The sequence below is a fragment of the Collinsella intestinalis DSM 13280 genome (genome assembly GCF_000156175.1).
Classification (GTDB): domain Bacteria; phylum Actinomycetota; class Coriobacteriia; order Coriobacteriales; family Coriobacteriaceae; genus Collinsella; species Collinsella intestinalis.
The window spans coordinates 60,057-85,375 of the sequence record NZ_GG692710.1 but is presented as its reverse complement, the minus strand read 5'-3'; the positions used below and the strand labels follow the sequence as shown (position 1 = coordinate 85,375).

Below are 25,319 nucleotides of genomic sequence, written 5' to 3'. Positions count from 1 at the left end.
TCCTTACAGCCGGGTCTCGCCCGTCATGAGCTTCAAGATCTCGACATCGGTGTCCTTCATGCCCACGCGGCCGACGTAGCCCATGCTCGCGATGGTCTCCTCCACCGTGCCCATCACGATACCCTCGCCCGCGCGGAAACCGCGACCGGCCTGAGCCATATCGGCACCGAGGATCGCGGCGTCAACAGCTGCCGAGATCTTGGCGGCGCAGCTCGCCTTGGCGCCGTCGCACACGATACCGCCCACGTTGCCGAGGGTGTTGACGATGGTGGCGCCAACCTGCTCACGCGACCCGCCGCGCATCCACTCGATGGCAGCGCCCGCACCGCATCCTGCGCACACCACGCCGCAAAACGCCGAAAGCGCACCGATGTAGCTCTTCACATGAATCGCCACCAGATCGGACAGGGCGAGCGCGCGCAACAGGCGATCGCCCTCGATGCCGAGCTCCTCGGCGTAGGTCGCCACGGGCATGGCGCACGTGATGCCCTGGTTGCCCGACCCGCACACGATCGCGACGGGCAGGGCGCAGCCGCTCATACGGGCATCGGAACCGGCCGCAGCACGGGCGCGGGCGCGGCAGGCCACATCGTCACCGCGCGTGGCGAGCAGCGTGCGGCCCACCTCGGCGCCCCACTCGTTGACAAGGCCCTCCTCCGAGATGGCCGTGTTGAGCGTGAGCTGGCGCTCGAGGGACTCGCGTGCACCGGAGATATCGCCGCCCTCCACGAAGTCCAGGATGATGTCGAGCGTGAGGCCCTCGAGGGGCTTGGCGGCAGGCGCATCGGAATCGCCGGCGGACTGCACGGCGCTCATGAGCGCACAGGTGCCGGAGCAGGAATCCTCCACGTCACCGCCGCGGGCGGCGGGGCACAGCTGGTTGGCGGGCACGCCGTCGCGCGCGCAGCGAACCACGTTCGTGTGGTGCTCGGAAATGGCGACCTCGGCCACATGGCCCAGTGCGTGCGCCTTGATCTCGATGTAGAGGTTCGGCACACCCTCGATCAGCGTCACCTCGCAGTAGCCCTCCTGGGCAAGCAGGTCGCGCGTGCGCGCTATGTCCGCCTCGCCCACGCCCTCAAGGGCCTCGAGGGCCGCCGAGGCGTCGCCGCCGACCGCGCCGAGGACCGCCGCGGCCTCGACGCCGCGCATGCCACCGGAATTGGGGACGGTGACGCTCTTGACGTTCTTGATGATGTTGCCGGAGCAACCCACCTCGAGCGATTCGGGCTCGCACCCTAGCACGAGTCGGGCAAGCGCCGCGGCATATGCGACGGCGATGGGCTCAGTGCAGCCCAGCGCGCAGATCAGCTCGGAATTCAACAGGTCGCACAGCGCGCAGTCACGCTGCTCAAGCGTCATGTTGTTCACGTTCTTGACATCCACGGCGATCCCCTTTCGATGTGTCATTCAACTGCCTCCAAGTGTAGCAGCCCCATCCGCCCTTCTCACGGAAACGCGGCTCGGCCCGCAAAGGCCGAACCGCGTTGTAGGGGGGGGCATATTGGACGGTCGTCGCACCTAGCCGAAGAAGCGCTCGATCTCGATGGCCGCGTTTTCCAGGGAATCGGAGCCGTGGATGATGTTCGCGTTCACGTCGTTGGCAAAGTCGCCGCGAATCGTGCCGGGGGCCGCGTCGAGCGGGTTGGTGGCGCCCATGAGGGTGCGCATCTTGGAGACGGCGGAGAGGCCGGACACGACCATCTTCACCACGGGGCCGCTCGTCATGAAATCGACGATGTCGCCGAAGAACGGCTTGTCGGCCAGATGAGCGTAATGCACCTTGACGAGGTCCTCGTCAAGCTCGCACTTCTCCATCTTCTCAATGGTGAGGCCGCAACGCTCGATGCGGTCGATGATGAGGCCCGTCTTGCGGTCACGGACGGCATCGGGCTTGATCATGATGAAGGTCTTCTCGATATCTGCCACGGGTTCCCCTTTCGATGGGAGGGCTGGAAACGCGCCTTGCGCGCTGTATGTTCGCTACGCCATGGTACCCAAAGCGCAAGGGCGGAAACCCACATTTCGACAAAGGGCCCAGCTGAAACGTTTCCCCACGCGAACATACACCGCTCGCCCACGAAACCACCATCATCGAGCCCTCCGATTAGGCGCCCTCCCCCATGGGAACGAGAGACGAAATCCCCTCGAGATGCGCTTCATCCGCGACGAGCGACGCCCGAACCAGGCGCATCTGCTCCCTCACGGCAGAGGGAGACGTACCGCCCATCGTCGAGCGCGCACCGACGATGGCGTCGATATCGAGAGACGAGACGATATCGGGGCCGAACAGGGGGCTCGCCTCCTGAAATACGGCAAGGGGCAGATCGTCGAGCCGACATCCGCGCTCCTCGCATACAAGCACCAGGCGCCCGACAACCTCATGCGCCTCACGGAACGGCATGCCCTTCTTGGCGAGGTAGTCGGCGACATCCGTCGCCGCGAGATGCCCGACCTCGCAGGCTGCGCGCATGACATCGGCGTTGAACGTGCAGGTGGAGATCATCCCCGCCATGACGGCGAGGCTCTGGGAGAGCGTGCGGGCGGAATCGAGCATACCGCCCTTGTCCTCTTGCAAGTCCTTGTTGTATGCCAGCGGCAACCCCTTGCACGTCACCAGCAGCTGCAGGAGATTGCCGTAGACGCGACCCGTCTTTCCCCTGATGAGCTCTGCGAAATCGGGATTCTTCTTTTGGGGCATGATCGAGGAGCCCGTGGAATATGCGTCGGAAAGGGTGATATAGCCGAACTCCGAACTGCTCCACAGCACGATCTCCTCGGCGAGGCGGGAGAGGTGCATGGCCATGGTCGAGCATGCGAAATGCAGGTCCAAAATGAAATCTCGATCAGAGACCGCATCGAGCGAGTTGCAGATGACGCGAGCGAACCCCATCTCGTACGAGGCCGCGACGCGATCGATCGGATACGTGGTCCCGGCGAGCGCTGCCGCCCCCAGCGGGGATGCATCGGCTGCTTCGAAGGCCGCGGTCAGCCGATGGAAATCGCGCTCGAACATCCAGTAGTACGCGAGCAGATGGTGCGAGAGGAGAACGGGCTGCGCGTGCTGGAGATGCGTCATGCCCGGCAAGACCACGCCCTCGTTGTCGCATGCGGCCCCGATCAGGGCCTCGCGCATATGCAAATTCGCCTGCATGAGGTCGTGGGCGAGCGCCTTCGCGGCAAGCCGTGTGTCGGTGGCGACCTGGTCGTTGCGGGAACGCCCGGTATGCAGGCGCTTACCCGCTTCGCCAATGCGGCGCGTGAGCTCCCCCTCAATCGCCATGTGGATGTCCTCGTCCTCGATATGGAAGGGGAACGACCCGGCATCGATCTCCCCCTCGATATCGTCGAGGCACCCCACTATGGCATCGCAGTCCCCCTGGGAGATGATGTGCTGCTTGGCGAGCATACGTGCATGCGCCTTCGAACCAGCGATATCCTGCTTGTACAGGTGTTTGTCGACCGGCAGCGACGCGCCGAACTCCTGCGTGGCGACAGCAACGTCCTCCTTGAACCGTCCACCCCAAAGCGCCATCCTCATCCATCCTTTCCGCGGCAACCCGTCTCGGCCGCATCCGCCGCGCGGAAAACCATCCCCCACGCGGTCCATCCCCTCACGCATCCCGTACGGGCATCAGAAGTTCACCGCGCGGCTCGCGGTGTGGGAACCGGCCGTACCATCCAAGACATCGAAAGACGTGGGCGCGGACGCGCCTTCCTGCATGTGCGCGGCCCCCTTCATCGCCCAGGTCTTGATCGAAAGCCCCTGGATATCGATGAAGCCCTTCGCCGCCTTCTGGTCGAATGCCTCGTCGTTCTCGTAGGTAGCGAGCGCCGGATCGTACAGGGCGCAGGAGCTCTTGCGACCCGCAACCACGCATCCGCCCTTGTAGAGCTTGAGTCTCACCGTGCCGGTCACGTCGTGTTGCGTAGCGGCCATAAATGCGTCGAGCGCCTGCTTGAAGGGGCTGAACCAGCGTCCGTTGTAAACCTGGTCCGCCCAAAGCTGCTCGAGCGCGAGCTTGTGATGGAGCACGTCGCGCTCCAAGCACAGATCCTCGAGCGCCTTGTGCGCCTGGATGAGTGCAAGACCGGCGGGGACCTCATAGCACTCGCGGGATTTCAGCCCGACATAGCGGTTCTCGATCATGTCGATGCGGCCGTACCCGCACGAACCGGCGATGAGATTGAGCTTGGCGATAAGTTCTGGCAGCGGCAGCTCCTCGCCGTCGAGGCTCGTGGGCACTCCCGCAGCGAACCCGACCTCGACGTAGGTCGGGACATCGGGGGCATCGAGCGGATCGACCGTCATCGTCCAGATATCCGCCGGGGGCTCCGCCCACGGGTCCTCGAGCACACCGGCCTCGATGGCGCGGCCCCACAGATTGTCGTCGATGGAATAAGGCTTCTCGATGCTCTGGGAGACCGGTACGCCATGCTTCTCCGCATATGCGATCTCGTCGGGACGCATGCCGAGATCCCATTCACGCACGGGAGCGATGACCTTGAGCGACGGATCGAGTGCCGTGATGGATGTCTCGAAGCGCACCTGATCGTTACCCTTGCCCGTGCAACCGTGGGCGACGCAGGTGGCGCCGTACTTATGGGCCGTCTCGACGAGGTGCTTCGAGATCAGCGGGCGGGAAAGCGCGGAGAGCAGGGGGTACTTGTTCTCATACATGGCGTTCGCGGCAATGGCGCAGGTGATGTAGTCGGAGGCAAACTCGTCGGTCATGTCAACGACCTCGACGGCAACGCACCCGAGCATCCGCGCCTTTTCCGCGACCTTCTCAAGACCGTCGTGCTCCTGACCCACATTGCCCAGCATGGCGATGACGTCGAGGTCCATCTCATGTTGCAGCCATTTGATGCACACGGAGGTATCCAGGCCTCCGGAGTACGCGAGCACGACCTTTTCCTTGGATTGCTGGTTGTTCATGGACTCATCCTTTCACGATGCCTTGATGCAGTGGAAATGGGTTGAGCCCAACCGATATAGAGGTGCCCGCGGTCGCACCTGTGTCTGCGCGCGTCACGAGTCGCATGCGATGCGCGCATATGAAAAATCCGCCTCTCGGCGGATGTTCCCTTGACGATATCGGTTGGACTCTGCGTGGAGGCCGGGCCCCCATGCGAACAGAGACAACGATCTATCGTCGTCGGGAGATTGCGCGCTGGCGTCGGACGGCAGCGTCGGCGGCGATCTGGCGGGGCGTGATGGCGGCAATCGCCTTCCCCTCGTATGTAGCCAGAAGCTGTGCCACGGTTGCTCGTCCCCTCTAAATCCGGCAGCGCCAATCATTGGTTTGCTATAGTAGCCTAAAGTGCTCGCCTGAACATTCGAATTTTTCGAATATTTCGGCCCTGTTTCCCATATGCATAAGAAACAGGGCCGCATGAATACAATCTCGCTAATCCGAGAGATATCTGGATAGGAATTCCCGAGTGCGGGGGCTCTCGGGCGCGGTGAATATCCGCTCGGGCGCGCCCTGCTCGGCGATGACGCCGCGGTCCATGAAGACCACGCGATCCGATACGGTGCGCGCGAACTCCATCTCATGTGTGACGACCACCATCGTCATGCCGTCGCGTGCAAGGGTACGCATGACCTCGAGTACCTCGCCCACAATCTGCGGGTCGAGCGCGCTGGTGGGCTCGTCGAACAACATAATCTTCGGGCGCATGCACAGGGCGCGCGCGATGGCGACGCGCTGCTTCTGCCCGCCCGAGAGCGTGGAGGGTGCCGCATGGGCGAAGGCCTCGAGTCCCACCGAGCGCAAGTGCCCAAGCGCCACCTCCTCGGCCTCGGCCTTCGACATCTTCTTGCGGGTGATGGGCGCCAACGTGCAGTTGGCGAGCACATCCATGTTGTTGAACAGGTTGAAGCCCTGGAACACCATGCCGATGTCCTCGCGCAGGGCGTTCACATCCACATGATCCGCGGTCAGGTCGCTCCCCTGGAACCACACGTGGCCCGCGTCGGGCGTCTCCAGCAGATTGATGCACCTCAGCAAGGTCGACTTGCCCGAACCGGAGGCGCCGATGATCGTCACGACCTCGCCGGGGGCGACGTCCAGATTGACGTCGCGCAAGACCTCCAGGTCGCCGAAGGACTTGCGCAACCCTTCGATGCGCACCAGGTATTCGCCGGCGGGCGCCGTCGCGATAGTGTCACTCGTATGCATGATTCAGCGCTCCTCGACGTTGATGGGCTGATCGGATGTGCTGCCGAGCTTCACAGACTTGACGTCGAGTCGACTTGCGAGGCGCCCTAGCAGCCACGAGGCGAACATGGTGAGGCACAGGTACATCACGCTCGTCACAAGCGCAGCCTCGAACTTGGCATAGTAGATGCCGCCCACGGTGGTGGTGGCGAACATGAGGTCGAACGTACCGATGACCGAGAGCACCGACGAGTCCTTGATGTTGATGACGAGCTCGTTGGAAAGACCGGGGATGGCGAATTTGACACCCTGCGGGAAGACGACCTTGCGCATCGCCTCCCATTGCGAGAGGCCGAGCGAGCGGGCCGCCTCCATCTGGCCGGCGTCGACCGACTCGATGCCGCCGCGCAGCACCTCCATCATGTAGGCCGTGGAGTTGAGCACGATGGTCACAAGACCGGCGGTGAACGTGCTCCAGATTGCGTTGATCTGCGTAGTGGTAAGGTCGGTCATCTTGAATAGGGAGAAAACGCCGAAGAAGATGATCATGGCCTGGACCATCATGGGCGTACCGCGCACCACGGTGCTGTACGTGCGGGCGAATCCGCTGCCCACGACCTTCCAAAAGCGCACGAAGTCGTTGTCCGAACGGTCGATGACCTGAATGCGCAAAAACACGAGGAGCAGCGCCAGGAAGAACGCGATCACAGTGCCGAACACCGCGAGGGCGACCGTGGTCTTGAGACCCGCGACAAAGATGTCGCGGCCGTTGTAGAGCATGTAGAGCATGCTCTCGAGCGTGGCGGAGGGGCGCGTCGTTGCCGTGGTCGCGACCGCCCAGGCGGAGGCGAGGCCGCAGCCCACGCGGTCGATGGCGAGGACGGCGGTCATGGCGGTGACCGCATAGGAGCCGTAACGCAGGGCGCGAACGACGCCGGGACGCGTGAACGGCGAGGCGTTCGCATAGGCCTTCCACCGCGTGAGCTTGAACACCAAGGCAATGGCGGCGATTACGAGCCAGGCGGCGAGCAGATAGTACACGGCGACCTCAAGCGCATATGCATGGGTCATGAAGCTCAAAGAGGGACGGGGCGAGGCGGACAATGCCATACCCGCGGCGGCGATGGCGCTCGTGCCCAACAGCACGTAGCGATGATCGCTGCGAATAAACGAGACCAAGCGGCCAAGCGGACCCTCGCCCGCCGATACGGTGGTCATAGATCGACTCCTTTAATTGAGTGACGTGATATGGCCGCCGAGCATGAATCGGCGGCACGGCAACATGCACATAGCCTGAGCTCGGACATATTCTCGAAGGGCGTTTTGTGAGGCGAAGCGCAACCACGCCCGAAGAGATTATGTCCGCGCTCAGGCGGCACGATCCGTTAGGCCGGCTGGCGATCCATGCAGGCGGACCACATGTCCTGGCGCTCCTCGTCGTCGATGGAGGCGATGATTTCGTTGACCTTGTCGAGCGCGGCGTCGTTTCCCTTGGCAACGCCCGCGTTATCGGGCATGAGCGAGTCCTCGAAGGCGTCCTCCATGTCGAGTACGACCAAATCGGGATAGACCTCGAGCAGCTTGGGCGCAGAGAGCATGGAATACGTGATGATGTCGCACGTGCCGTTGCGCAGGTTCTCAACAACCATGGGCTGGGTCTCGGCGGGCGTCATGTGGTTGGCGCCCTCGATTTGGGCGATAACGTCGTCGTACATGGTTGCGGCCTGGCCCAGGATGGAGGCATCCGCAAGCTCGTCGAACGTGGTGGCGCCGGCATAGGCGGAATCGGCCCTGCAGATCATGACGATGTCATCGTCGACATACGAGTCGGAAAACGCCGCGGCAGCCGCGCGTTCGGGCGTGACGGACATACCGGCGCACACTATGTCGACCTGGCCGTTGTTGAGCGCGTCGATGAGCGAGCCGAACTCGAGCTTGACCGCCACGGGCTCCATGCCAAGGCCATCGGCGATGATCTTCGCAACCTGCACGTCGTAGCCATCGGCGTAAGCGCCGGGAACGTTCTCGATGGGGATGGTGAACTCGGACTCCTCAGAGACCTGCCAGTTGTACGGAGCATAGGCGGCCTCCATGCCGACGCGCAAGGTCTTGCCATCGCCGAGCAGGGTGCCGGACGCAGAAGCACCGCCATCGGCGGCGTCGCCGCTGCCCTGGGGGGCGGGTCCGCAGCCCGCGAGGAACATCATACCTCCCACGCTCAATGCCGCCATGCCCGAGAGCTTCAAGAACTCCCTGCGCGAACGCATGACAGGTTGTACAGATACAGAGACAGTCTCGTGAGTCATGATGATACCTCCGGTTTTTGCCTGAGACCCCTTCCGCACGACGCAACCAGAGGGGGCCCATCCCCCTCTCCCTTGCAACTTAATGCGTGAAAGTTCCGCGTGCTGCAAGGCAGAATACTCCGCTTCAGTGGAGCGCATGGTGGAGGTATGCCAAGAAATACATTGGTTACAAAGAATATTCATTTTGCTGTATGCGATTATGAGGCGCGGTATGGTGCGCGATGCGCGCGTGAATCGGGTTTTTAAACATCGAAGGGGCGCTTCGGACCTCAGCGCTCTACAATAGGCGGAAATCGCACCCCGGAGCCAGCGACGGCATGCTCGGCCCGGCATCCCGAAAGGAACCCATGCTTCCCTCCTATCTCGAAGACACCGACCTGTCATCCATCAAGCTCGTTGCGACCGACATGGACCTCACCCTGCTGGCCGACGACAAATCGATGCCCGAGGGCATCGACGAGCGCATCGATGCCGTTACCGAGCACGGCATCGTCTTTTGCGCCGCGAGCGGCAGGCCGGCCCTCGCCCTGCGCCAATCCTTCCCCCGCCACCATGCCAACATGGCGATCGTGGCCGACAACGGTGCGTCCGTCTATCTGCGCGACGAGCTCATCTATCGAGACCTGCTCGACAAGGGGCTCTATCATGAGGTCCTCGCGCGGTGCGTCGATTCGGGCCGCGGCATCCCGGTGCTTTGCGCCTTCGACGACGCATACGTGCTCGAGCGCGACCGCAAGCACGAGGACGTGGTGGGGATCTATTACCGTTCCATCACCTACGTCGACTCCTTCGACGAGCTCGACGTCGACTCCAACAAGATCTCGATCTACTTCCCCGGTTGGGACAGCAAGAAGAATCTCGATGAGGTATATGCCCCCGCGTTCGGCACCCGTCTGTATCTGACGTGCGCAGGCAACGAATGGCTGGACTTCATGAACATCGGCATCAACAAGGGGTCGGGCATGCGCCATCTCGTCGAGCACCTGGGCATCGACCTCGCAGACGTGGCCGCCTTCGGCGACACGTATAACGATATCCCCATGCTGGACATCGTGGGGCACAGCTACGTGATGGGCAACGCCGCCGAGCACATGCACGCGCACGGCAAGTTCCTCGCGCCGACCAACAACGAGGCGGGCGTACTCACCGTCATCGACCGCATCGTCGAAGCTGCGAAATAACAACGCGGCCACTTCGAATGGAACCGCCCCCGACGTACGCGTCGAGGGCGGTTTTCACATATAGGGGCGATTCTGCGACGAGTTACTTAGCCTCTGCCCACGTCTCGCCGATGCTCGCGTCGGCGATGAGGGGCACGCGCAGCTCGGCGACGCCTTCCATCTCCTCGCGAACCATGGCGATGAGGCGATCGACCTCGCCCACGGGACATTCGAAGTCGAGTTCGTCGTGCACCTGCAAGATCATCTTGGCCGTAAAGCCCTCGGCGCGCAGGCGCTCGGCCACGTGCACCATGGCGATCTTGATGATATCGGCAGCGGAACCCTGCATGGGGTGGTTCATCGCCGTGCGCTCACCGAACATGCGCTGCGCGGGAATACGCAGCTCCGGGATGGGGCGGCGTCGACCGTACATGGTCTCGGCATAGCCCGTCTGCTTAGCAAAGGTGACCGTTTCGTCCAGATACGTGCGAACGCCGGGGTACGCGCGGAAATACGCGTCGATCATCTCACGCGCCTCGGCCATGGGGATATCGAGCGTCTGGGACAGGCCGTATGCCTGCTGGCCGTATACGATGCCGAAGTTCACCGCCTTGGCGCGGCTGCGCAGCTGTGGGGTGACCTCGTCCACGGGGACGCCGAAAACGCGCGCCGCCGTCTCGGCGTGGAAGTCCTCGCCCTCGTTGAAGGCGCTCACCAGGTGTTCGTCGCCAGAGAGGTGCGCCAGCAGCCTGAGCTCGATCTGCGAGTAGTCGATCGCCACGAACACCGACCCCTCCTCGACCGAGAAGGCGCGCTTGACCGCATGGCCCAGCTCGGAGCGGGTGGGGATGTTCTGCAGGTTGGGACTTGAGCTCGAAAGGCGCCCCGTCGCGGTGATGGTCTGGTTGTACGTGGTATGCACGCGCCCGTCATGGCGGCGCAACGGCCCCAGCGTGTCGAGGTACGTCGACTTGATCTTGGTTTTCTCGCGGAACTCGAGGATGAGCCGGACGATCTCATGGTTCTTCGCCAAATCCTCGAGGACCTTAGCGTTCGTGGAGTAGTATCCGCGCTGCGTCTTTTTGAGGCCGGCCGTGGGCAGGCCGAGCGTGTCGAACAGGATGCGTGAGAGTTGCATGGGGCTCGAAAGGTTGAACTCCTCGCCGCCGGCGAGCTCGCGAATACGCGCCTCGAGCGCCTGAATCTGACCGACGAGCTCATCGGACTGTGCGGCGAGGCGAGCAGGGTCGACGTACATGCCCGCGCGCTCCATGGAGGCGAGGACGCGCACGAGCGGCATCTCGATCTTGGTGAAGATGGCATCCGCCCCCTGGGCTTCGAGCGCCGCGGCGAGTGGCTCGCGCAGGGTGCGGGCGAGCCAGGCCCCACGTGCGGCGATGCTCACGGCGTCCGCAGGGGCACCGTCCTCCCCCGCCGCAGACGGCAAGGACGCATGCAAGTAGGTCTCGGCCAGGTAGGCGTCGGTGAAGTCAGAGCGCACCGAATCGAGCAGATATGCGGCGACCACGGTATCGAACAGGCGAGTGGAATCCACCGCCAGGGGGTCAAGCAGCTCGGCTTCACTCGAATCGACCGGCGACAGCTCGTGGAGCAGCGCCTTGGCATCGGAGGAAGCAACGCGCCCCTCGGTCAAGACGAGCTTGAGAACGCCCGGGATGACACCTGCGGAAAGATCGAAATCAGTCGTGAATATCGCACGGGGGCCGAGGGGCTCCTCGAACGACAGCAGGGCGCGCTCGGTGGCGACCCACAGGCGGCGCGTCATGCCGAAAAGCGCGTCGGCCTCCTTGTCGTCCTCCATGGACACACCGAGCCACTCGCCCGCCTCGAGCGCACGGGACAGCTCGTCGAAACACGCGTCCATCTCCTCGTGCTCGCGAGCGTGCTTGGCCTCATCGAGCGCCGATGACGCATCGAGGGCCACCCGCAGGACCTCAGGCATCTCGAGGCTCGCCACGGTGGGAACCGCTGCAGCGCCCTCGCCTAACAGGGCGAGGAAACGGTTCTGCATGGCCATGATGCCGATTCCGCCCAAAGCAGCGGAGACGGCAGCCGCGTCGAAGGCGGGGAACGCCACCTCGGTCAGGTCGCACTCGATGGGCGCGTCCGTCATGATCGTCGCGATCTTGCGGGAGATGAGCGCATCGTCGATGTGGGCGCGCAGATTCTCGCCCATCTTGCCCTTGACCTCGTCGGCATGGGCGATGACCTCGTCGAGGTTGCCGTACTGCGCGATGAGGGCACTCGCCTTCTTGGGGCCGATGCCGGGCACGCCGGGGATATTGTCGGAAGAGTCGCCCTTGAGGCCGTAAAAGTCGGGGACGAGCTCGGGCGTGATGCCGTGGTATAGGTCATCGACGCTCTCGGGCGTCATGATGGCGATGTCGGACAGGCCCTTGCGGGTGGACACCACGTGCACGTGGTCGGTCACGAGCTGATACATATCGCGATCACCGGTGACGAGGTACATGTCGCACCCGGCGGCCTCACCGCGGCGGGCAAGCGTCCCCAGGATGTCGTCGCCCTCCCAGCCCTCGAGTTCCACAACGGGAATGGACAGACTCGCGAGCAGCTCCTTGATCATGGGGAACTGAGCTCGCAGGTTGGTATCCATGGGCGGGCGCTGCGCCTTATACTGCGGCAGCATCTCCATGCGGACCTTCGGACGACCCTTGTCGAAGGCGCAGACCACGCCGTCCGGCGTGAACTCGTCGACCATTTTGAGGAACATGTTGAGGAAGCCGAACACCGCGTTGGTGGGGCGGCCGTCCGGCGCGTTCATGGTAGGCGGCACGGCATGGAAGGCGCGGTGCATGAGCGAGTTGCCGTCGATCACGGCGATGACGCGGCGCTCGCGGGCGGAAGTGCTATCGGTCATGGGGATAACCTCATTTCGTCGTTGAACGAAACCAGTCTACCCCACCGCATGGACCTCTTGCCGCGGGTGTGCAAAAGGGGACGGGTGCAAATTGCACATCAGACTCGATGTGTAATTTGCACCCGTCCCCAATTACACGGCAAGGCGTGAAACTAGTTGAACTTGAAGATCTTGCTCGCCAGGTGGTACATGCCGACGGTGGTCTTCTCGCCCAGCTTGCCGGGAAGGTTCGTCCCGATGCCGATCACACCGTGACGCGCCTTGCGGTACATCTTCTCGTCGTAGGCCTTAAGCTCGGCCCACAGAGCCGCGAGCTCATCCTCGATGCCGGGCTTGTCCGACAACTTGGTGAACACCGAGCAAATGGCCATCATCATAGTGAAGTAGCCCATCATGTAAGAGCGCAGTTTCTCCTGAGGAACGTCCTCATACAGGTGATACGCCTGCATCATGATGCGCGTGATGCGGAACTGCTGGTCAAGACGGCCAACCATGATCTCCTCGTTCACGCTCTGGCCCTCGCGGCCGATGAAGTAGCGATAGAGGTCGATATCGGCGTAGTACAGCGTCTCGCAATTGGGCAGCGGCACGTAAGCGTAAATGTTGTCCACGTAGAAGGTATGAGGCGGCATGGGCAGTTCATGCGCGCGCAAGACGTCCGTGCGATAGCACAGCGAGTGCATCAGCAGGTTCTGATCCGGACGGAAGCGGCCGATATCGCCCCACGTGAAGACCTTCTTGCGCGGCAGGGCCATGCGGTAGCTGATGGTGGCGTGCGTGCCCTCGTGGACTTTCTCGTACACGTAGTTGGAGATGAACAGGTCCACGCGCAGGTCGCGCTCCTCAAAGCCGCGCAGAAGCTGCAGCATCGTGGCGAGCGCATCCGCGTCGAGCCAGTCATCGGAGTCGACAACCTTGTAGTACGTGCCGCGCGCCTCGCGCAGGCCGGCACGGACGGCCATGCCGTGACCGCCGTTCTCCTGATGCACCACGCGGACGATGCCCGGATAGCGGGCCTCCCACTCGTCGGCCTTGGCGCCGGTCTCGTCCTTGGAGCCATCGTTCACGATGATGATCTCGATATCGGAGGCACACTTGGAGCCCTCGAGAATCGATGAGATGCAATGGTCCATGTCCTTGGCGGCGTTGTAGCTCGGAATACCGAAGGAAAGGACCTTGTGGCCCTCCCCCGCCGGGGTCACAGACAGCGTCTTGATGGGAAATGCGGCTCGAGCCGCCTCCACATCATAGGAAGCGGCGAGTGCGGAATAGTCGACATTAGGCATGGCAGGCGATGATTTCGTCCGAAAGGTTGAGGGCAGAGGCGGTCACGGCGTCCATATCGTAATAACGGTACTCAGCCAGGCGACCGACCGGATGGAAGTTCGTGATGTGCGAGACGCGCTCGAGATAGCTCTCGTACAGCTTGCGGTTATCGGGGTCCAGAATCGCGTAGTACGGGGTCTGGCCGCTGCCCGGCTCGTAGGCGTGGCTGTACTCCTTCATGATGGTCGTCTTGCCGGGGACCTCCTGGCCGGTCATGTTCTTGAACTCGGTGATGCGGGTGAAGTCCTCGGAAACGGTGTAGTTCACGGTGCCCACGGGCTGGAACTGATCCATGTCGAGGGTCTCGAACTTCATGTCGAGCGTGCGGTACGGCAGGGCACCCAGATCGAGGTCGAACAGCTCGTCGAGCGGGCCGGTATAGATCACCTCGCCGCCGTAGACGTTGCCGCAGACCTTCACCGTGGTGTCGGTGAGCTCGAAGATGTCACGGGCGTCCACGTCACAGAAGACGTCGATGCAATCGTGATCGAGCATGTTCTCGAACAGGGAGGTGTAGCCCTCCGCGGGCATGCCCTGGTAGGGAGCCTGCGGAAAATAGCGGTCGTCATCGCCGACGAAGATCGGCACGCGGGCAGTGACGGAGGGGTCGATCTCGTCGGGCGTCTGGCCCCACTGCTTCATCGTGTAGTGGAGGAACACGTTCTCATACACGTAGTCGGCGATCTCGGCCAGGTCGGGGTCGTTCTTCTCACGCAGCTGCAGGATGGGGACCTTCACGTCCTTGCCGAACGTCTCCACGAGCTTGGCGTACAGCTCCTCGCCGCGCTCCTCTCCGAACGCGAGCAGCAGGCTCTTGTGGTTGAAGGGAACCGGCATGAGCGTGCCGTGGACGTTGGCGAGTACCTTGTGCTGGTAATCGGTCCACTCGGTGAAGCGGGACAGGAACGTGTGCACGCGCTCGCTGAAGGTGTGGTAGATGTGCGGACCGTACATGTGAACGAGCACACCGGCCTCATCCAGGTAGTCGTAGGCGTTGCCGGCAATGTGGTTGCGGCGCTCGAGGACGGCGACGCGGAAGCCGACGGTCTCGGCGAGGCGACGGGCGCACACCGCACCCGCATAGCCCGCACCGACGACGATCATGTCGTAGGCGCTCGGGTTGAAATCCTCAGGGAGACCTGAATTGATCTGCATGACAGCTCCTTGCAGGTGGCGACGGCAAATGTTCCCTCTCGCGGCGCGCGGGGCCGTCATGAGCCGCGCATCGCGTTTTCATCCAACCGATTATAACGGTCGGGGCATATAATTACCCCTGTCACACCAATAAAGCTCATCATCAGACAAGGACGATGATGGGCGCGCATGACGAGGAGCGTTTGCATGAGTGATTTCCTGGGCCGCATGAAGGCCGCCGCCAAGGCCGACAAGAAGACCATCGTCCTGCCCGAGGGCGAGGACCCGCGCACCATCGAAGCGGCCAAGAAGATCGTCGAGGAGGACCTTGCCAACCTCGTGATCCTGGGCAACCCCGACGAGATCGACGTCCCCGGCGCCACCGTCATCGACCCCCGCAACGCCGAGAAGCACGAAGAGTACGCAAGCAAGTTCGCCGAGCTCCGCGCTAAGAAGGGCGTGACCATCGAGCAGGCCCGCGCCCAGGTCATGGACGCCACCTACTTCGGCACCATGATGGTCAAGATGGGCGACGCCGACGGCCTGGTCTCCGGCGCCTGCCACTCCACCGCCGACACCCTGCGCCCGGCCCTGCAGATCCTGAAGACGGCCCCCGGCACCAAGCTGGTCTCCGCCTTCATGATCATGTGCACTCAGACCGAGCAGTTCGGTGCCGACGGCACGCTCGTGTTCGCCGACTGCGGCCTGAACATCGCCCCCACCTCCGACGAGCTCTCCGAGATCGCCATCGCGTCGGCCAACTCCTTCAAGACCTTCATGGGCGATGTCGAGCCCAAGGTCGCCATGCTCTCCTACTCCACCATGGGCTCCGCCGGCGGCGACACCGCCAAGAAGGTCCAGGAGGCCACCGCATTCGCCAGGGAGAAGGCCCCCGAGCTCGCCATCGATGGCGACCTGCAGCTCGACGCCGCCATCGTGCCGTCCGTCGCAGAGCTCAAGGCCCCCGAGTCCAAGGTCGCCGGCCACGCCAACGTCCTGGTCTTCCCCAACCTCGAGACCGGCAACATCGGCTACAAGCTGGTACAGCGCTTCGGCGGCGCCGAGGCCTACGGCCCGATCCTGCAGGGCATTGCCAAGCCGGTGAACGACCTGTCCCGCGGCTGCTCCGCCGACGACATCGTGGGCGTCGTGGCCATCACGGCCGTCCAGGCGCAGATGGCCGAGTAGCGCAACCGCCACATATGCAATCCCTGCCCGGGGCTCCTTCAAAGAGCCCCGGGTTTTTTCTTGCGCCAAGCTCGGAGACGGGCGCCCAAACGAAAAAAGGAGCGACCCCCTTCTGGAAGCCGCTCCTTGCAAATTCACGGTATGTGACGTGAACCTACTTGGCGAGACGCTCGACGTCGCAGGCGATCATGTACTCCTCGTCGGTGGGGAGCACCATGACGGTGACGGAGGAGCCGGCGGTGGAGATCACGCCGGTCTTGCCGGAGCACATGCTCTTGTTCTTCTCGCGGTCGACGCGCACGCCCATCCACTCGAAGCACTCGCACACGGCCTGACGGGTCGCCCAGTCGTTCTCACCGATACCGCCGGTGAAGGTGATGGTGTCGACGCCGGACATGCTGGCGATCATGGCAGCACCCTGGGCGACGACCTTATAGATGAACATATCGAGCGCGAGCAGGCACTTCTCATCGCCGGCGGCGGCGCCGTCGCGGATATCGCGGACATCGCTCGTGTTCTCGGAGATGGCGAGGAAGCCGGACTGCTTGTTCATCATGGTGTCGACCTCATCGCAGGCGTAGCCGCCCTCGCGCTGGAGGTAGCACACGGTCGCCGGGTCGATGGAACCGCAGCGGGTGCCCATCATGAGGCCGTCGAGCGGGGTGAGGCCCATCGTGGTGTCGCGGACCACGCCATCCTCGATGGCGCACAGCGAGGAACCGTTGCCGAGGTGGCAGGAGAGCACGCGATGGCAGGTCTCACCCAGGAGCTCCTTGGCCGTCTGCCACTCATAGCGGTGGCTGGTGCCGTGGGCTCCGTACTTGCGGATGTGCAGCTTCTCGCGCACCTCGGTCGGCAGTGCGTAGGTGTAGGCCGCGGGCGGCATGCCCATGTGGAAGGACGTGTCGAACACGGCGACGTTCGGGAGCTCGGGGTAGGTCTCGCGGCAGTGCTCGATGACGCCGGCCTCGGCATAGTTGTGCAGCGGGGCGAGCGGGGCAACCTCGTAGATCTTGGCGAGCACCTCATCGTCGACGAGCGCGGAGTCCTCGAAGTGCCAGCCACCCTGAACGATGCGGTGGCCGAAGGCCTCCATCTCGAAGCCATGCTCGTTGATGAGCTCGATGACCTTGCGGATGGCAGTGCCGTGATCGGGGAAGTCCACGATCTCCTTGACCTTCTCGCCATCACCCTCGACATGGCCGAAGATGCCGTCGGTCAGGCCGATGCGCTCGCAATTGCCCTTGGTGAAGACCTCGCGAGTCTTGGTGTTCATCAGCTGGAATTTGAGGCTCGAGCTACCGGCGTTGAGAACGAGAACGTTCATGACACTCCTTGGTGGTTCGGTTGCCCGGTCGATCCGGGCAGATTTTACACGTATGTCTCTATCATAGCGTGAACGCGGTCCCTATGGACGGCACAGAAACGCAGCCGACGGCCGCATCCCTTAGATAAGGCCCTCTCCCAGCGGCTTGCCGCCCAGCACATGCAGGTGGAAATGCATGACGGTCTGTCCGGCGGCCTCGCCCTTGTTGGAAATGACACGGAAACCCTCGTCGAGGCCCTTGACACGCGCGACCTCGGCGACGGCATGGGTCATGGCGGCGAGCGTCTCGGCAGGCACGCCGTCGATGATGTTCTCGTGGTGCGCCTTGGGGATCACGAGCGTATGGACGGGGGCCTGGGGGTTCAGATCGTCGAACGCGATGACGAGGTCATCCTCGTACACGACGGTGGCAGGAATCTCGTGCTCTGCGATCTTGCAGAAAATGCAGTCGGACATGGGAAGGCTCCAATCGTCTTGATGTGTAAAAGGGGACGGGTGCGTTTTACACATCTGCACGCGACAAACTGCGTGCGGTGAGCGCAAGGGCGCATCGGATGTGCAAAACGCACCCGTCCCCTCTTGACACATCGTAGCGAATTTACAGGTTGAGGGCGTCGGAGTCGTCGGCCGGGGAACCCGCTACGAGCTCATCGTTGCCGTCGATATCCTTGAGAAGCACCGAGACCTTCTGCTCGGCGCCGGCAAGACGGGCGCGCAGGCTCTTGAGCAGCTCCACGCCGCGCGTGTAGCTCTCGAGCGATTCCTCGAGCTCCATGTCGCCCGACTCGAGGCTACGGATAATGAGCTCCAACTCGGTGGATGCCTCCTTGTACGTGAGCTCCTCGACGTTCTTGTACTCAGCCATGTTCTTCATCCTTTCACGTCGCCGCGCACGCGCGGCAAGATCTCATGATTCAACGTGCAGCGGCGCGCGCTATTCCCGCGGTGCCGCGACACACTCGACGGCATCGACCGTTGCCAGCACATCGCCGTCGGCCATGCGCAGACGCAAAGCATCGCCCACATGGAACGAATCGGCACGCGTGGCGACCGAGCCGCCTCCGTCATACGCGATCGAATAGCCTCGGCCCAGGACCTTGAGCGGCGAAAGCGCATCGAGCGCGGCAGCCGAGCGGCCAAGCTCGGCAACAGGGGCGCTCAACAGCTGTGCGCCTTTGGACCTCAGGCGAGAGGCCGCGAGCTCGAGGGCATGGCCCATGCGGTCCATCTGCGCCGTGCTCGAACGCAGCCGGGGCGCCAGGCGATCGAGCTCCATGGCGAAGCGACCCTGCGCGCGCTCGCACGCGGTGCAAAAGCGGTCGACGGTCTGCGCGAGCTCCACCTCGCGGCGGTCCACGATGTTCGCGGGGCTGGTTAGGCAGGGACGCGTTGCGAACGCATCCAGTGACCGGCGCTCGCGCTCGAGCCGCACGTCCATGGCCCGGCCAAGCCGGCCGCCCAGTCCGTCGCAAGCGGAGGCGGCGCGGACGATCTTGCCCTCGAACACGCGCTGCAAGCGTTGCTCGCGACCGTCCAAGGCGCTCACCAGCTCGGAGAACTCCGGAGCGACGGACTCCGCCGCCGCGGTGGGCGTGGAGCAGCGGCGATCGCTCACCATGTCGCAGATCGAGTTATCGGGTTCATGCCCGATGCCCGTGACCACCGGCACGGGGCACGCGGCCACCGCGCGCGCCAGGCCCTCGTCGTTGAAGGTCATGAGGTCCTCGAAGGAACCGCCGCCTCGCACGAGCAGGATGCAGTCGGGCGCCGGCGCAATCGCAGCGGCGCGGCGCAGGCCCTCCACGAGCTCCGCCGGAGCTCCCTCGCCCTGCACCTTGGCACCCACGCACACAACCTCGACCATGGGGTTGCGGCGGCGCAGGGTGCGCTTCACATCGTTGATGACCGCACCGGACAGCGAGGTCACGACGGCGACGCGGGTGCAGAACACGGGGATGCGGCGCTTGCGCTCGGGCTCCATGAGCCCCTCGCGACGGAGCTTCTCCGCGAGCTGCGCGACCTGTTGGCGCAGCAGCCCCTCCCCCGCCAGGGTGAAGGAGCTCGCCTTGAAGCTCATCTTGCCCGTGGGCTTGTACAGGTCGAACGTACCGGTAAACAGCACCTGCAGACCGTCGCGCAAATCGAACGCGCGCTTGTCGTAGGTGCCCTTCCACACGATGCACTCGAGCGCGGCCGACTCGTCCTTGATCTGAAAATAGCAATGGCCGCTACGGGCGTTCGGACCGCGAAACCCGGTCACCTCGCCCAAAACGGTGATCTTGGGGACGCCGTGCAGGGCGCCCGCCGCCAACTCGGCAGCTTGCGAAACCGACAGGGCATCCGAATCGGACTCGCCCATATCGGCCACCACCGGCTGGTCGGGCGTGGACCCCGTCAAACTCCAGGCACTCATGCGAACACCTCCTCTTCTCGTCTACCCAACGGCACCGTAACGCGCCGTGCGGACAAAACTAGTTATCGTCGTCACGATGCGTGCGGGCGAGGAGGTACAGCAGCTGGAGGACGCTGGAGAGCGCCGCCGCCACGTACGTGAGCGCCGCGGCGGTGAGCACCTTGCGGGCGCCGCGCACATTCACCTCGCTCATGCCAGAGCCCTCGATGTAGGCCACAGCCCGGCGGCTCGCGTTGATTTCGACGGGCAACGTGACCAGCTGGAACACCACGGAGAACGCGAACATGGCAATGGCGAGCGACGTCAGGCCCGCCATGTCCATCATGAAGCCGAGCAGGAACACGATGGTCCAGATGTTCTGGGTGAAATTGACGACGGGCACGAGGGCGTGGCGCACCTTCATCATGAAATAGCCGCTCTCACGCTGGGCCGCATGGCCCGCCTCGTGGCAGGCGACCGCAACACTGGCGACCGAGCCGCCGGAGAGGTTCTCGCGCGAGAGGTAGAGGTTGTTGTCACGCGGGTCGTAATGGTCGCTCAGATGGCCGGGGGTTCCAAGGATTCCCACGCGGCCGCAACCGGATGCGTCGAGCATACGGCGGGCAACCTGCTCACCGGTCTCCCCGTCCGAGGGAACGCGGGACCAACGACGGTACGTGGAGTTGATATAACTCTGAGCCATGAGGCCGACCACCGTCGTGACCAGCACGATGATCAGATAGAGCGGGTCGTATCCAAAGCCGTAATAGCCGTAGTAGGGCATGGGAATCCTTTCAGATGCTATGTGCACATGTGGGACCTTGTACCCAAAAAGAACGCCCCGACTTTCCAAGTCGGGGCGCCTTCGCACAGATGTGATACGCGCGGCTTTAGAAGTCCACGGCCCCCTCGCCGGCCAGCCACTCGGCCTGGAACTCGGCGTAGCGGCCATCGATGATGGCCTGGCGGGCGCGACGCATGAGGTCGAGCAGGAAATAGATGTTGTGCTGCGACAGCAGGATACCGCCGAGCATCTCCTTCTGCGTGACCATGTGGCGAATGAGCGCACGGGAGTAGCCGCCGGTGCACACCGGGCAGGTGCACTTCTCGTCGATGGGGCGCGGGTCGCGGGCGAACTTGGCGTTCTTGAGGTTCATGCGGCCGGTGCTCGAGAACGCGGTGCCCATGCGGCCGGTGCGGGTGGGCAGCACGCAGTCGAACATGTCGACGCCACAGCCAACGCCGCGCACGAGCGTGGTGGGATTGCCCACGCCCATGAGGTAACGGGGCTTGTGACGCGGCATGTGCTCGGACACAAGCGGCTCGAGGGTCTCGAACATGACCTCGTGGGGCTCGCCCACCGAGTAGCCACCGATGCCGTAGCCGGGGAAGTCGCCGATCTCCTCGAGGTGCTTGAGGGAGCGCAGGCGCAGGTCCAAATGCATGCCGCCCTGCACGATGCCGAACAACGCCTGGTCATCGCGAGTGTGGGCCTTGTAGCAACGCTCGGCCCACATGCTGGAGAGCTCGACGGCGCGCTCCACGAACTTGCACGTGGCGGGATAACCTGGGCACTGGTCGAGCTGCATGCAGATGTCGCTGCCGAGCTTCATGGCGATCTCCATGTTGTCCTCGGGCGTCCAGAACACATGGCTGCCGTCGTAATCGGTGGCGATGAAGCGCACGCCCTCATCGGTGAGCTTGACCGCGTCGGAATGGGAGAAGATCTGGAAGCCGCCCGAGTCCGTGAGGATGGGACCGTGCCAGTTCATGAAGTCGTGCAAGCCGCCGAGCTCGGCCACCGTATCGGCGCCCGGGCGCATGGCAAGGTGATAGGTGTTGGCGAGAACGATCTGGGCGCCCAGGTCCTTCACGGTCTCGGTGGGAATGCCCTTGACGTTGGCCTTGGTGCCCACGGGCATGAAGATCGGGGTCTCGATATCGCCATGCGGCGTGTGGAGAATGCCGGCGCGCGCATGCGTCTTGGGATCCTCGGCGACGATCTCGTATTTGAACAGGGATTGGTCCATGAAACGGCTCCTCGGTTATTCGGCGCCAGGCGGGCGTGGAATCAATCGGTCCAGCGCGTGGGGACTCTCCCGCGCGCAGGCCTCGCATTCACATGCCGCCGGCGCCATGCAATTTCAGCCGTTTATTGTACTATCGCGCACCGCGCCCCGCGCCATTCAGCGGGAAATGAGCTGGAATCCCACCTGGAGTACAATCGCGACGGCGGCCAAGATCCAAAACGCAACCTTCCAATGCTCCCCTGCGAAAACCATGAGGGCAAGGCACGCGACGACGCTCAGGAGTATAGACAGCTCGAAGCGATGCCGACGGAGGAAGCCCTTCTTTTGAGGCGCCGAATGGATGTTGCCAACCAGGTACTCGGCGATCTCCCGGTCGGTACTCAAATTGTGCTTGCGAAAGATCATCCCCATGCGAACTATGATCGCGACGATTCCGACAAGCAAAACCGAGTCGACCGCGGCAGCGGGAATATCCGGAGCGGGGACGTCCGACCGCTCCAGCACCATTTCCAGCGGTATGTAGAGCACGCCGATAAAAATGATGCCAAGGGTCAAAAGCAGCAGCTCTCGCTTATCGACGGAAACCCGCTTACCGAGCTCAGGAGCGACTTGATTGACCAAGTCATCCACCGTAACGCCAAAGACCTCGGCAAGATACGCCATGCTCTGGATATCCGGAAGGGTCTTGCCCGTCTCCCAGTTCGATATGGTTTGACGCGACACCATACACGCCTGGGCAAGGTCTTGCTGAGACATACCGAGCCGCTCGCGCTGTATCCGAATACCGGTGCCGATTCCAGTGCCCTCCATGGCCCCTCCCTCATAAGCGAATTGCCTGCCTTCACAGTAACGAAGAAGAGGTGGCTTGTCTGTCAAAAGTCCTTTACATCGGAGAAATACGCGACGCGCCAAACGCCGATCGACAAGATTGGCGTACGAGACCATCGAAGAAATTGCCTCGTCCCCTACTCGGCCCCGGGCAAACCGTTGCCCGCACCGCGATTGGAACGCCTGAGGGCAAGCAGCTGATCGCGCACGTCTTCGCACTGGGCAATTGCCTGGGCGACGCGCTCACGCGATTCGGCGATGCGCTGCTGGACCATGGCGTCCATGAAAACGTTGTCGAACAGCCAATCGGCGGCGAGCAGGAAGTCGCCCACGTCGGGACCGATGCCCGAGAATCCCTGGACATCGTTCAGCTCGTCCGCCAGGCGGGAAAGCGCGCGCTGCGCCGCGTTGAGGTGCTCCTGTGCGGCCTGCATCCTGCCCTGCTTGAACGCGGAAATCCAAAACCCTCCGCCGAGCATGTCGAGAAGACCCCAGTTCCGCGCGCTCTTGAGATCTCGCGCGGCAGCGTCGAGGCAATCCAGCGCATCCTCGACCGCCGCAAGGGCCTCGTCGATCTCGATCTCCCGCTGAGCCATGTCGGTCCCCCCGTCCGCTTTCGTTTGCTTCCGCGTGATTCTACCGTGAAAAGTGCACCGAGACCACCGCGCAACCGCAGCGACAGAAGCCCTATCATAAGGTAGACGAATCGGACGACCACGGGGAGGCGCACCATGTGTGACCAGGACGAATTGCAAGACCAGCCGGTAGGCGTCACCGCAGCCGAACCTCTTGCCACGCCTTCCGACGATGTCGAGGGCGCCGAGGATGAACCGTCGGGCCAAATCCCGGCATTCCTCGCCCAGAACCAGATGGCGGCCACTCATGCAGCCGAGACCCCAGACGAGTCTGCAGGTGAAAACGCTCGCGACACCGCAGACGCCGATGGCGGTGAGCCCGGGGCCACCGAGCCCACCGAGCCCGAAGGCACGGAGGCCGTCGAGACATCCGGTCCCAGCGGCCTGTTCTCCGAGGGCGTTGCGAGCATGAAGGCCATGAGCAGCGCGCGGCGCGCACATGCCGAGGCACGCGACGAACTCGAGCGACTTCAGAACACCATCGCCGCCCGCGAGGCCGAACTCGAGCACCGCCGCAATATTGAGGCGAACTACGACGAGATCATCGAACGGGAGCGCGCCCGCAAGAGCGATGCCGAGCAGGCAGCCGAAGACCTGAAAGCTCAACGAGATGCAACGGCCGACCGCGTAAGCCAGCTCAAGCGCAAGCTCGAGCAGATGCGCGAGGAGGATACGACCACGGAGAAGCGCCTCAAGGTCACCCTCGACGCCGCGACCGACAAAGAGCAATCCGCGCGAGAGTCCGGACGGCGCCTCCAGAACCGCCTCGACGACGCGAAAAGCGACCTCGAACGCCTTAACGAGGAGCGGCGCGCCAGCCTGATCGCATCCGAACAGGCCATCGCAAGCGCTGAGAAGCGTCTCGCCACACTCAACGCCGAATACGCAGAACTCCAGCGCAACCCCTCCGCCAACTCCGCAGAGTACTCGGTCAGGACGCGCGAGCTCGAGTTCGAGATCTCCGACGCAGCCGCCGCGCTTCGCAGCGCTCGGGAGGACCTGCCGCAGACCGACCGGGAGACGCAACGCGCCATCGATGAGGCGATCGCCGCCGTCGCAGCGGCCGAGAAACCCATCGCAGCCGCAAAGACCGCTTTCGATGAGGCGGCGGCCGCATCCGACAAGGCCCGTGACGCATACAGCGATGCAAAAGAGGCCGCTGAGGCGCGGCAAAAGGAGCTGCGGAAGCGCATTGGGGACGAGGAGAAGTCCCTCAAGTCACAGGATCGCTCTATAACGGACAAGCTCGACGAGGCGTCGGCGGCGCAGGCCGTCATAGATGAAGCCGAGGATGTCATCGCCCATCCGGAGGTGACCGAGGCGATCGCCCATGCCCTCGAGGCCGACCGCGCCGAGCACGGCGACCGCGTGGCGGAGGTCGAGGAACTTGCGAACACCGAACGCGATGTGCGCGAGCAAACGCGCGCCTCGCGCATTCGGTTCATCGCCGCGATCACAGGCATCGCCCTGCTGGCCATCCTGGCGATCTGGATGCTCCTGTAGCCTGGGGTTTGCGTGATTGATTCTGGGCCGCCTACCTGCGTAGACGACCCGATGTTGGACACACTATTTGTCCTATAACCCTAACCCGCCCTATAGCCCTCCTATAACCTTAGCCCCCCACGCACGACAAAGGCGGCGACACCGCTTCTCGCGATGCCGCCGCCTCTCTTACATCCTACGGTGGACTCGCCCACTTTCTTTTACCGAAGGAATGGGGCTATCCAATTCATCGAGCCCGCCGACGCGTTTCCTCTTCGATCGTCCTACCAACCAACCGGTGGAACTAAGAACGGCACGTGCGCTCGCTTTTGCATCTACCCGATCTCGGTATCGCAGGCGGCGGGCCCGAAAGCTGCTATATCTTCAAAACCCATCGGACACACCTCCCGTCTCGGTCGCGGTAACGTTGCGACTCTTTTGGTACATC

Annotated in this window: 21 protein-coding genes; 3 read left to right on the top strand and 18 right to left on the bottom strand. The window is 63.3% G+C overall.

Features of this window, described 5'->3' with window-relative positions:
- Nucleotides 1-3: 3 nt before the first annotated feature.
- The 7 genes from COLINT_RS00320 to COLINT_RS00290 all read right to left on the bottom strand — a co-directional run bounded on the left by COLINT_RS00320 (nucleotide 4) and on the right by COLINT_RS00290 (nucleotide 8,431).
- A complete protein-coding gene (locus COLINT_RS00320; RefSeq protein WP_039910437.1) occupies nucleotides 4-1,362 on the bottom strand; it encodes an L-cysteine desulfidase family protein in 1,359 nt (452 codons plus the stop codon).
- A 159-nt stretch (nucleotides 1,363-1,521) separates the two neighbouring features.
- Complete coding sequence (ndk, locus tag COLINT_RS00315; RefSeq protein WP_006722274.1) at nucleotides 1,522-1,929, bottom strand: nucleoside-diphosphate kinase; 408 nt, start codon at nucleotides 1,927-1,929, stop codon at nucleotides 1,522-1,524.
- A 178-nt stretch (nucleotides 1,930-2,107) separates the two neighbouring features.
- On the bottom strand, nucleotides 2,108-3,535 hold the full coding sequence (gene argH / locus COLINT_RS00310) for an argininosuccinate lyase (RefSeq protein ID WP_039910180.1): 1,428 nt from the start codon (nucleotides 3,533-3,535) through the stop codon (nucleotides 2,108-2,110).
- 99 nt (nucleotides 3,536-3,634) lie between these two features.
- Nucleotides 3,635-4,939 carry an argininosuccinate synthase gene (locus COLINT_RS00305; protein WP_006722272.1) on the bottom strand — a complete coding sequence of 435 codons (1,305 nt, stop codon included), beginning with the start codon at nucleotides 4,937-4,939 and terminating at the stop codon, nucleotides 3,635-3,637.
- Nucleotides 4,940-5,411: 472 nt separating this feature from the next.
- Nucleotides 5,412-6,185 (bottom strand): amino acid ABC transporter ATP-binding protein, encoded by a 774-nt coding sequence (locus tag COLINT_RS00300; protein WP_006722271.1) that lies wholly within the window; start codon nucleotides 6,183-6,185, stop codon nucleotides 5,412-5,414.
- A 3-nt stretch (nucleotides 6,186-6,188) separates the two neighbouring features.
- Nucleotides 6,189-7,382, bottom strand: a complete 1,194-nt coding sequence (locus COLINT_RS00295; RefSeq protein ID WP_006722270.1) for an amino acid ABC transporter permease — start codon at nucleotides 7,380-7,382, stop codon at nucleotides 6,189-6,191.
- 167 nt (nucleotides 7,383-7,549) lie between these two features.
- Nucleotides 7,550-8,431: a transporter substrate-binding domain-containing protein gene (locus COLINT_RS00290; protein WP_006722269.1), complete on the bottom strand. Its 882-nt coding sequence runs from the start codon at nucleotides 8,429-8,431 to the stop codon at nucleotides 7,550-7,552.
- A 386-nt stretch (nucleotides 8,432-8,817) separates the two neighbouring features.
- On the opposite strand from COLINT_RS00290, the gene COLINT_RS00285 reads away from it, so the two are divergent.
- Nucleotides 8,818-9,651 carry an HAD family hydrolase gene (locus COLINT_RS00285; protein WP_006722267.1) on the top strand — a complete coding sequence of 278 codons (834 nt, stop codon included), beginning with the start codon at nucleotides 8,818-8,820 and terminating at the stop codon, nucleotides 9,649-9,651.
- Nucleotides 9,652-9,733: 82 nt separating this feature from the next.
- On the opposite strand, the gene polA is transcribed toward COLINT_RS00285, so the two are convergent.
- From polA to glf, 3 genes are all read right to left on the bottom strand, one after another.
- Nucleotides 9,734-12,529 carry a DNA polymerase I gene (polA, locus tag COLINT_RS00280; RefSeq protein WP_006722266.1) on the bottom strand — a complete coding sequence of 932 codons (2,796 nt, stop codon included), beginning with the start codon at nucleotides 12,527-12,529 and terminating at the stop codon, nucleotides 9,734-9,736.
- Nucleotides 12,530-12,681: 152 nt separating this feature from the next.
- Nucleotides 12,682-13,815: a glycosyltransferase family 2 protein gene (locus COLINT_RS00275; protein ID WP_006722264.1), complete on the bottom strand. Its 1,134-nt coding sequence runs from the start codon at nucleotides 13,813-13,815 to the stop codon at nucleotides 12,682-12,684.
- Nucleotides 13,808-15,010: a UDP-galactopyranose mutase gene (gene glf / locus COLINT_RS00270; RefSeq protein ID WP_006722263.1), complete on the bottom strand. Its 1,203-nt coding sequence runs from the start codon at nucleotides 15,008-15,010 to the stop codon at nucleotides 13,808-13,810. The genes COLINT_RS00275 and glf overlap by 8 nt, the downstream gene beginning before the upstream one ends.
- A 186-nt stretch (nucleotides 15,011-15,196) precedes the next feature.
- On the opposite strand from glf, the gene pta reads away from it, so the two are divergent.
- On the top strand, nucleotides 15,197-16,177 hold the full coding sequence (gene pta / locus COLINT_RS00265) for a phosphate acetyltransferase (RefSeq protein WP_039910178.1): 981 nt from the start codon (nucleotides 15,197-15,199) through the stop codon (nucleotides 16,175-16,177).
- Nucleotides 16,178-16,331: 154 nt separating this feature from the next.
- Here the strand turns inward: pta and COLINT_RS00260 are convergent, their stop codons facing one another.
- The 8 genes from COLINT_RS00260 to COLINT_RS00225 all read right to left on the bottom strand — a co-directional run bounded on the left by COLINT_RS00260 (nucleotide 16,332) and on the right by COLINT_RS00225 (nucleotide 23,350).
- Nucleotides 16,332-17,504, bottom strand: coding sequence for an acetate/propionate family kinase (locus tag COLINT_RS00260; RefSeq protein WP_006722260.1), 1,173 nt, complete (start codon nucleotides 17,502-17,504; stop codon nucleotides 16,332-16,334).
- A gap of 120 nt (nucleotides 17,505-17,624) precedes the next feature.
- A complete protein-coding gene (locus tag COLINT_RS00255) occupies nucleotides 17,625-17,960 on the bottom strand; it encodes an HIT family protein (protein WP_006722259.1) in 336 nt (111 codons plus the stop codon).
- Nucleotides 17,961-18,102: 142 nt separating this feature from the next.
- Nucleotides 18,103-18,369: an exodeoxyribonuclease VII small subunit gene (gene xseB, locus COLINT_RS00250; protein WP_039910177.1), complete on the bottom strand. Its 267-nt coding sequence runs from the start codon at nucleotides 18,367-18,369 to the stop codon at nucleotides 18,103-18,105.
- 69 nt (nucleotides 18,370-18,438) lie between these two features.
- The gene (xseA, locus tag COLINT_RS00245) at nucleotides 18,439-19,917 is read right to left on the bottom strand and encodes an exodeoxyribonuclease VII large subunit (protein ID WP_006722257.1); all 1,479 of its coding nucleotides are present in this window, start codon (nucleotides 19,915-19,917) and stop codon (nucleotides 18,439-18,441) included.
- A gap of 58 nt (nucleotides 19,918-19,975) precedes the next feature.
- Nucleotides 19,976-20,680: a zinc metallopeptidase gene (locus COLINT_RS00240; RefSeq protein WP_006722256.1), complete on the bottom strand. Its 705-nt coding sequence runs from the start codon at nucleotides 20,678-20,680 to the stop codon at nucleotides 19,976-19,978.
- Between the two features lie 106 nt (nucleotides 20,681-20,786).
- A complete protein-coding gene (gene tgt, locus COLINT_RS00235) occupies nucleotides 20,787-21,926 on the bottom strand; it encodes a tRNA guanosine(34) transglycosylase Tgt (protein WP_006722255.1) in 1,140 nt (379 codons plus the stop codon).
- Nucleotides 21,927-22,082: 156 nt separating this feature from the next.
- On the bottom strand, nucleotides 22,083-22,736 hold the full coding sequence (locus COLINT_RS08075) for a helix-turn-helix domain-containing protein (protein ID WP_006722254.1): 654 nt from the start codon (nucleotides 22,734-22,736) through the stop codon (nucleotides 22,083-22,085).
- 155 nt (nucleotides 22,737-22,891) lie between these two features.
- Nucleotides 22,892-23,350 carry a hypothetical protein gene (locus COLINT_RS00225; protein ID WP_006722253.1) on the bottom strand — a complete coding sequence of 153 codons (459 nt, stop codon included), beginning with the start codon at nucleotides 23,348-23,350 and terminating at the stop codon, nucleotides 22,892-22,894.
- A gap of 135 nt (nucleotides 23,351-23,485) precedes the next feature.
- Between COLINT_RS00225 and COLINT_RS00220 the strand changes: the two genes are divergently transcribed.
- The gene (locus tag COLINT_RS00220; protein WP_006722252.1) at nucleotides 23,486-24,892 is read left to right on the top strand and encodes a coiled-coil domain-containing protein; all 1,407 of its coding nucleotides are present in this window, start codon (nucleotides 23,486-23,488) and stop codon (nucleotides 24,890-24,892) included.
- Nucleotides 24,893-25,319: the final 427 nt, after the last annotated feature.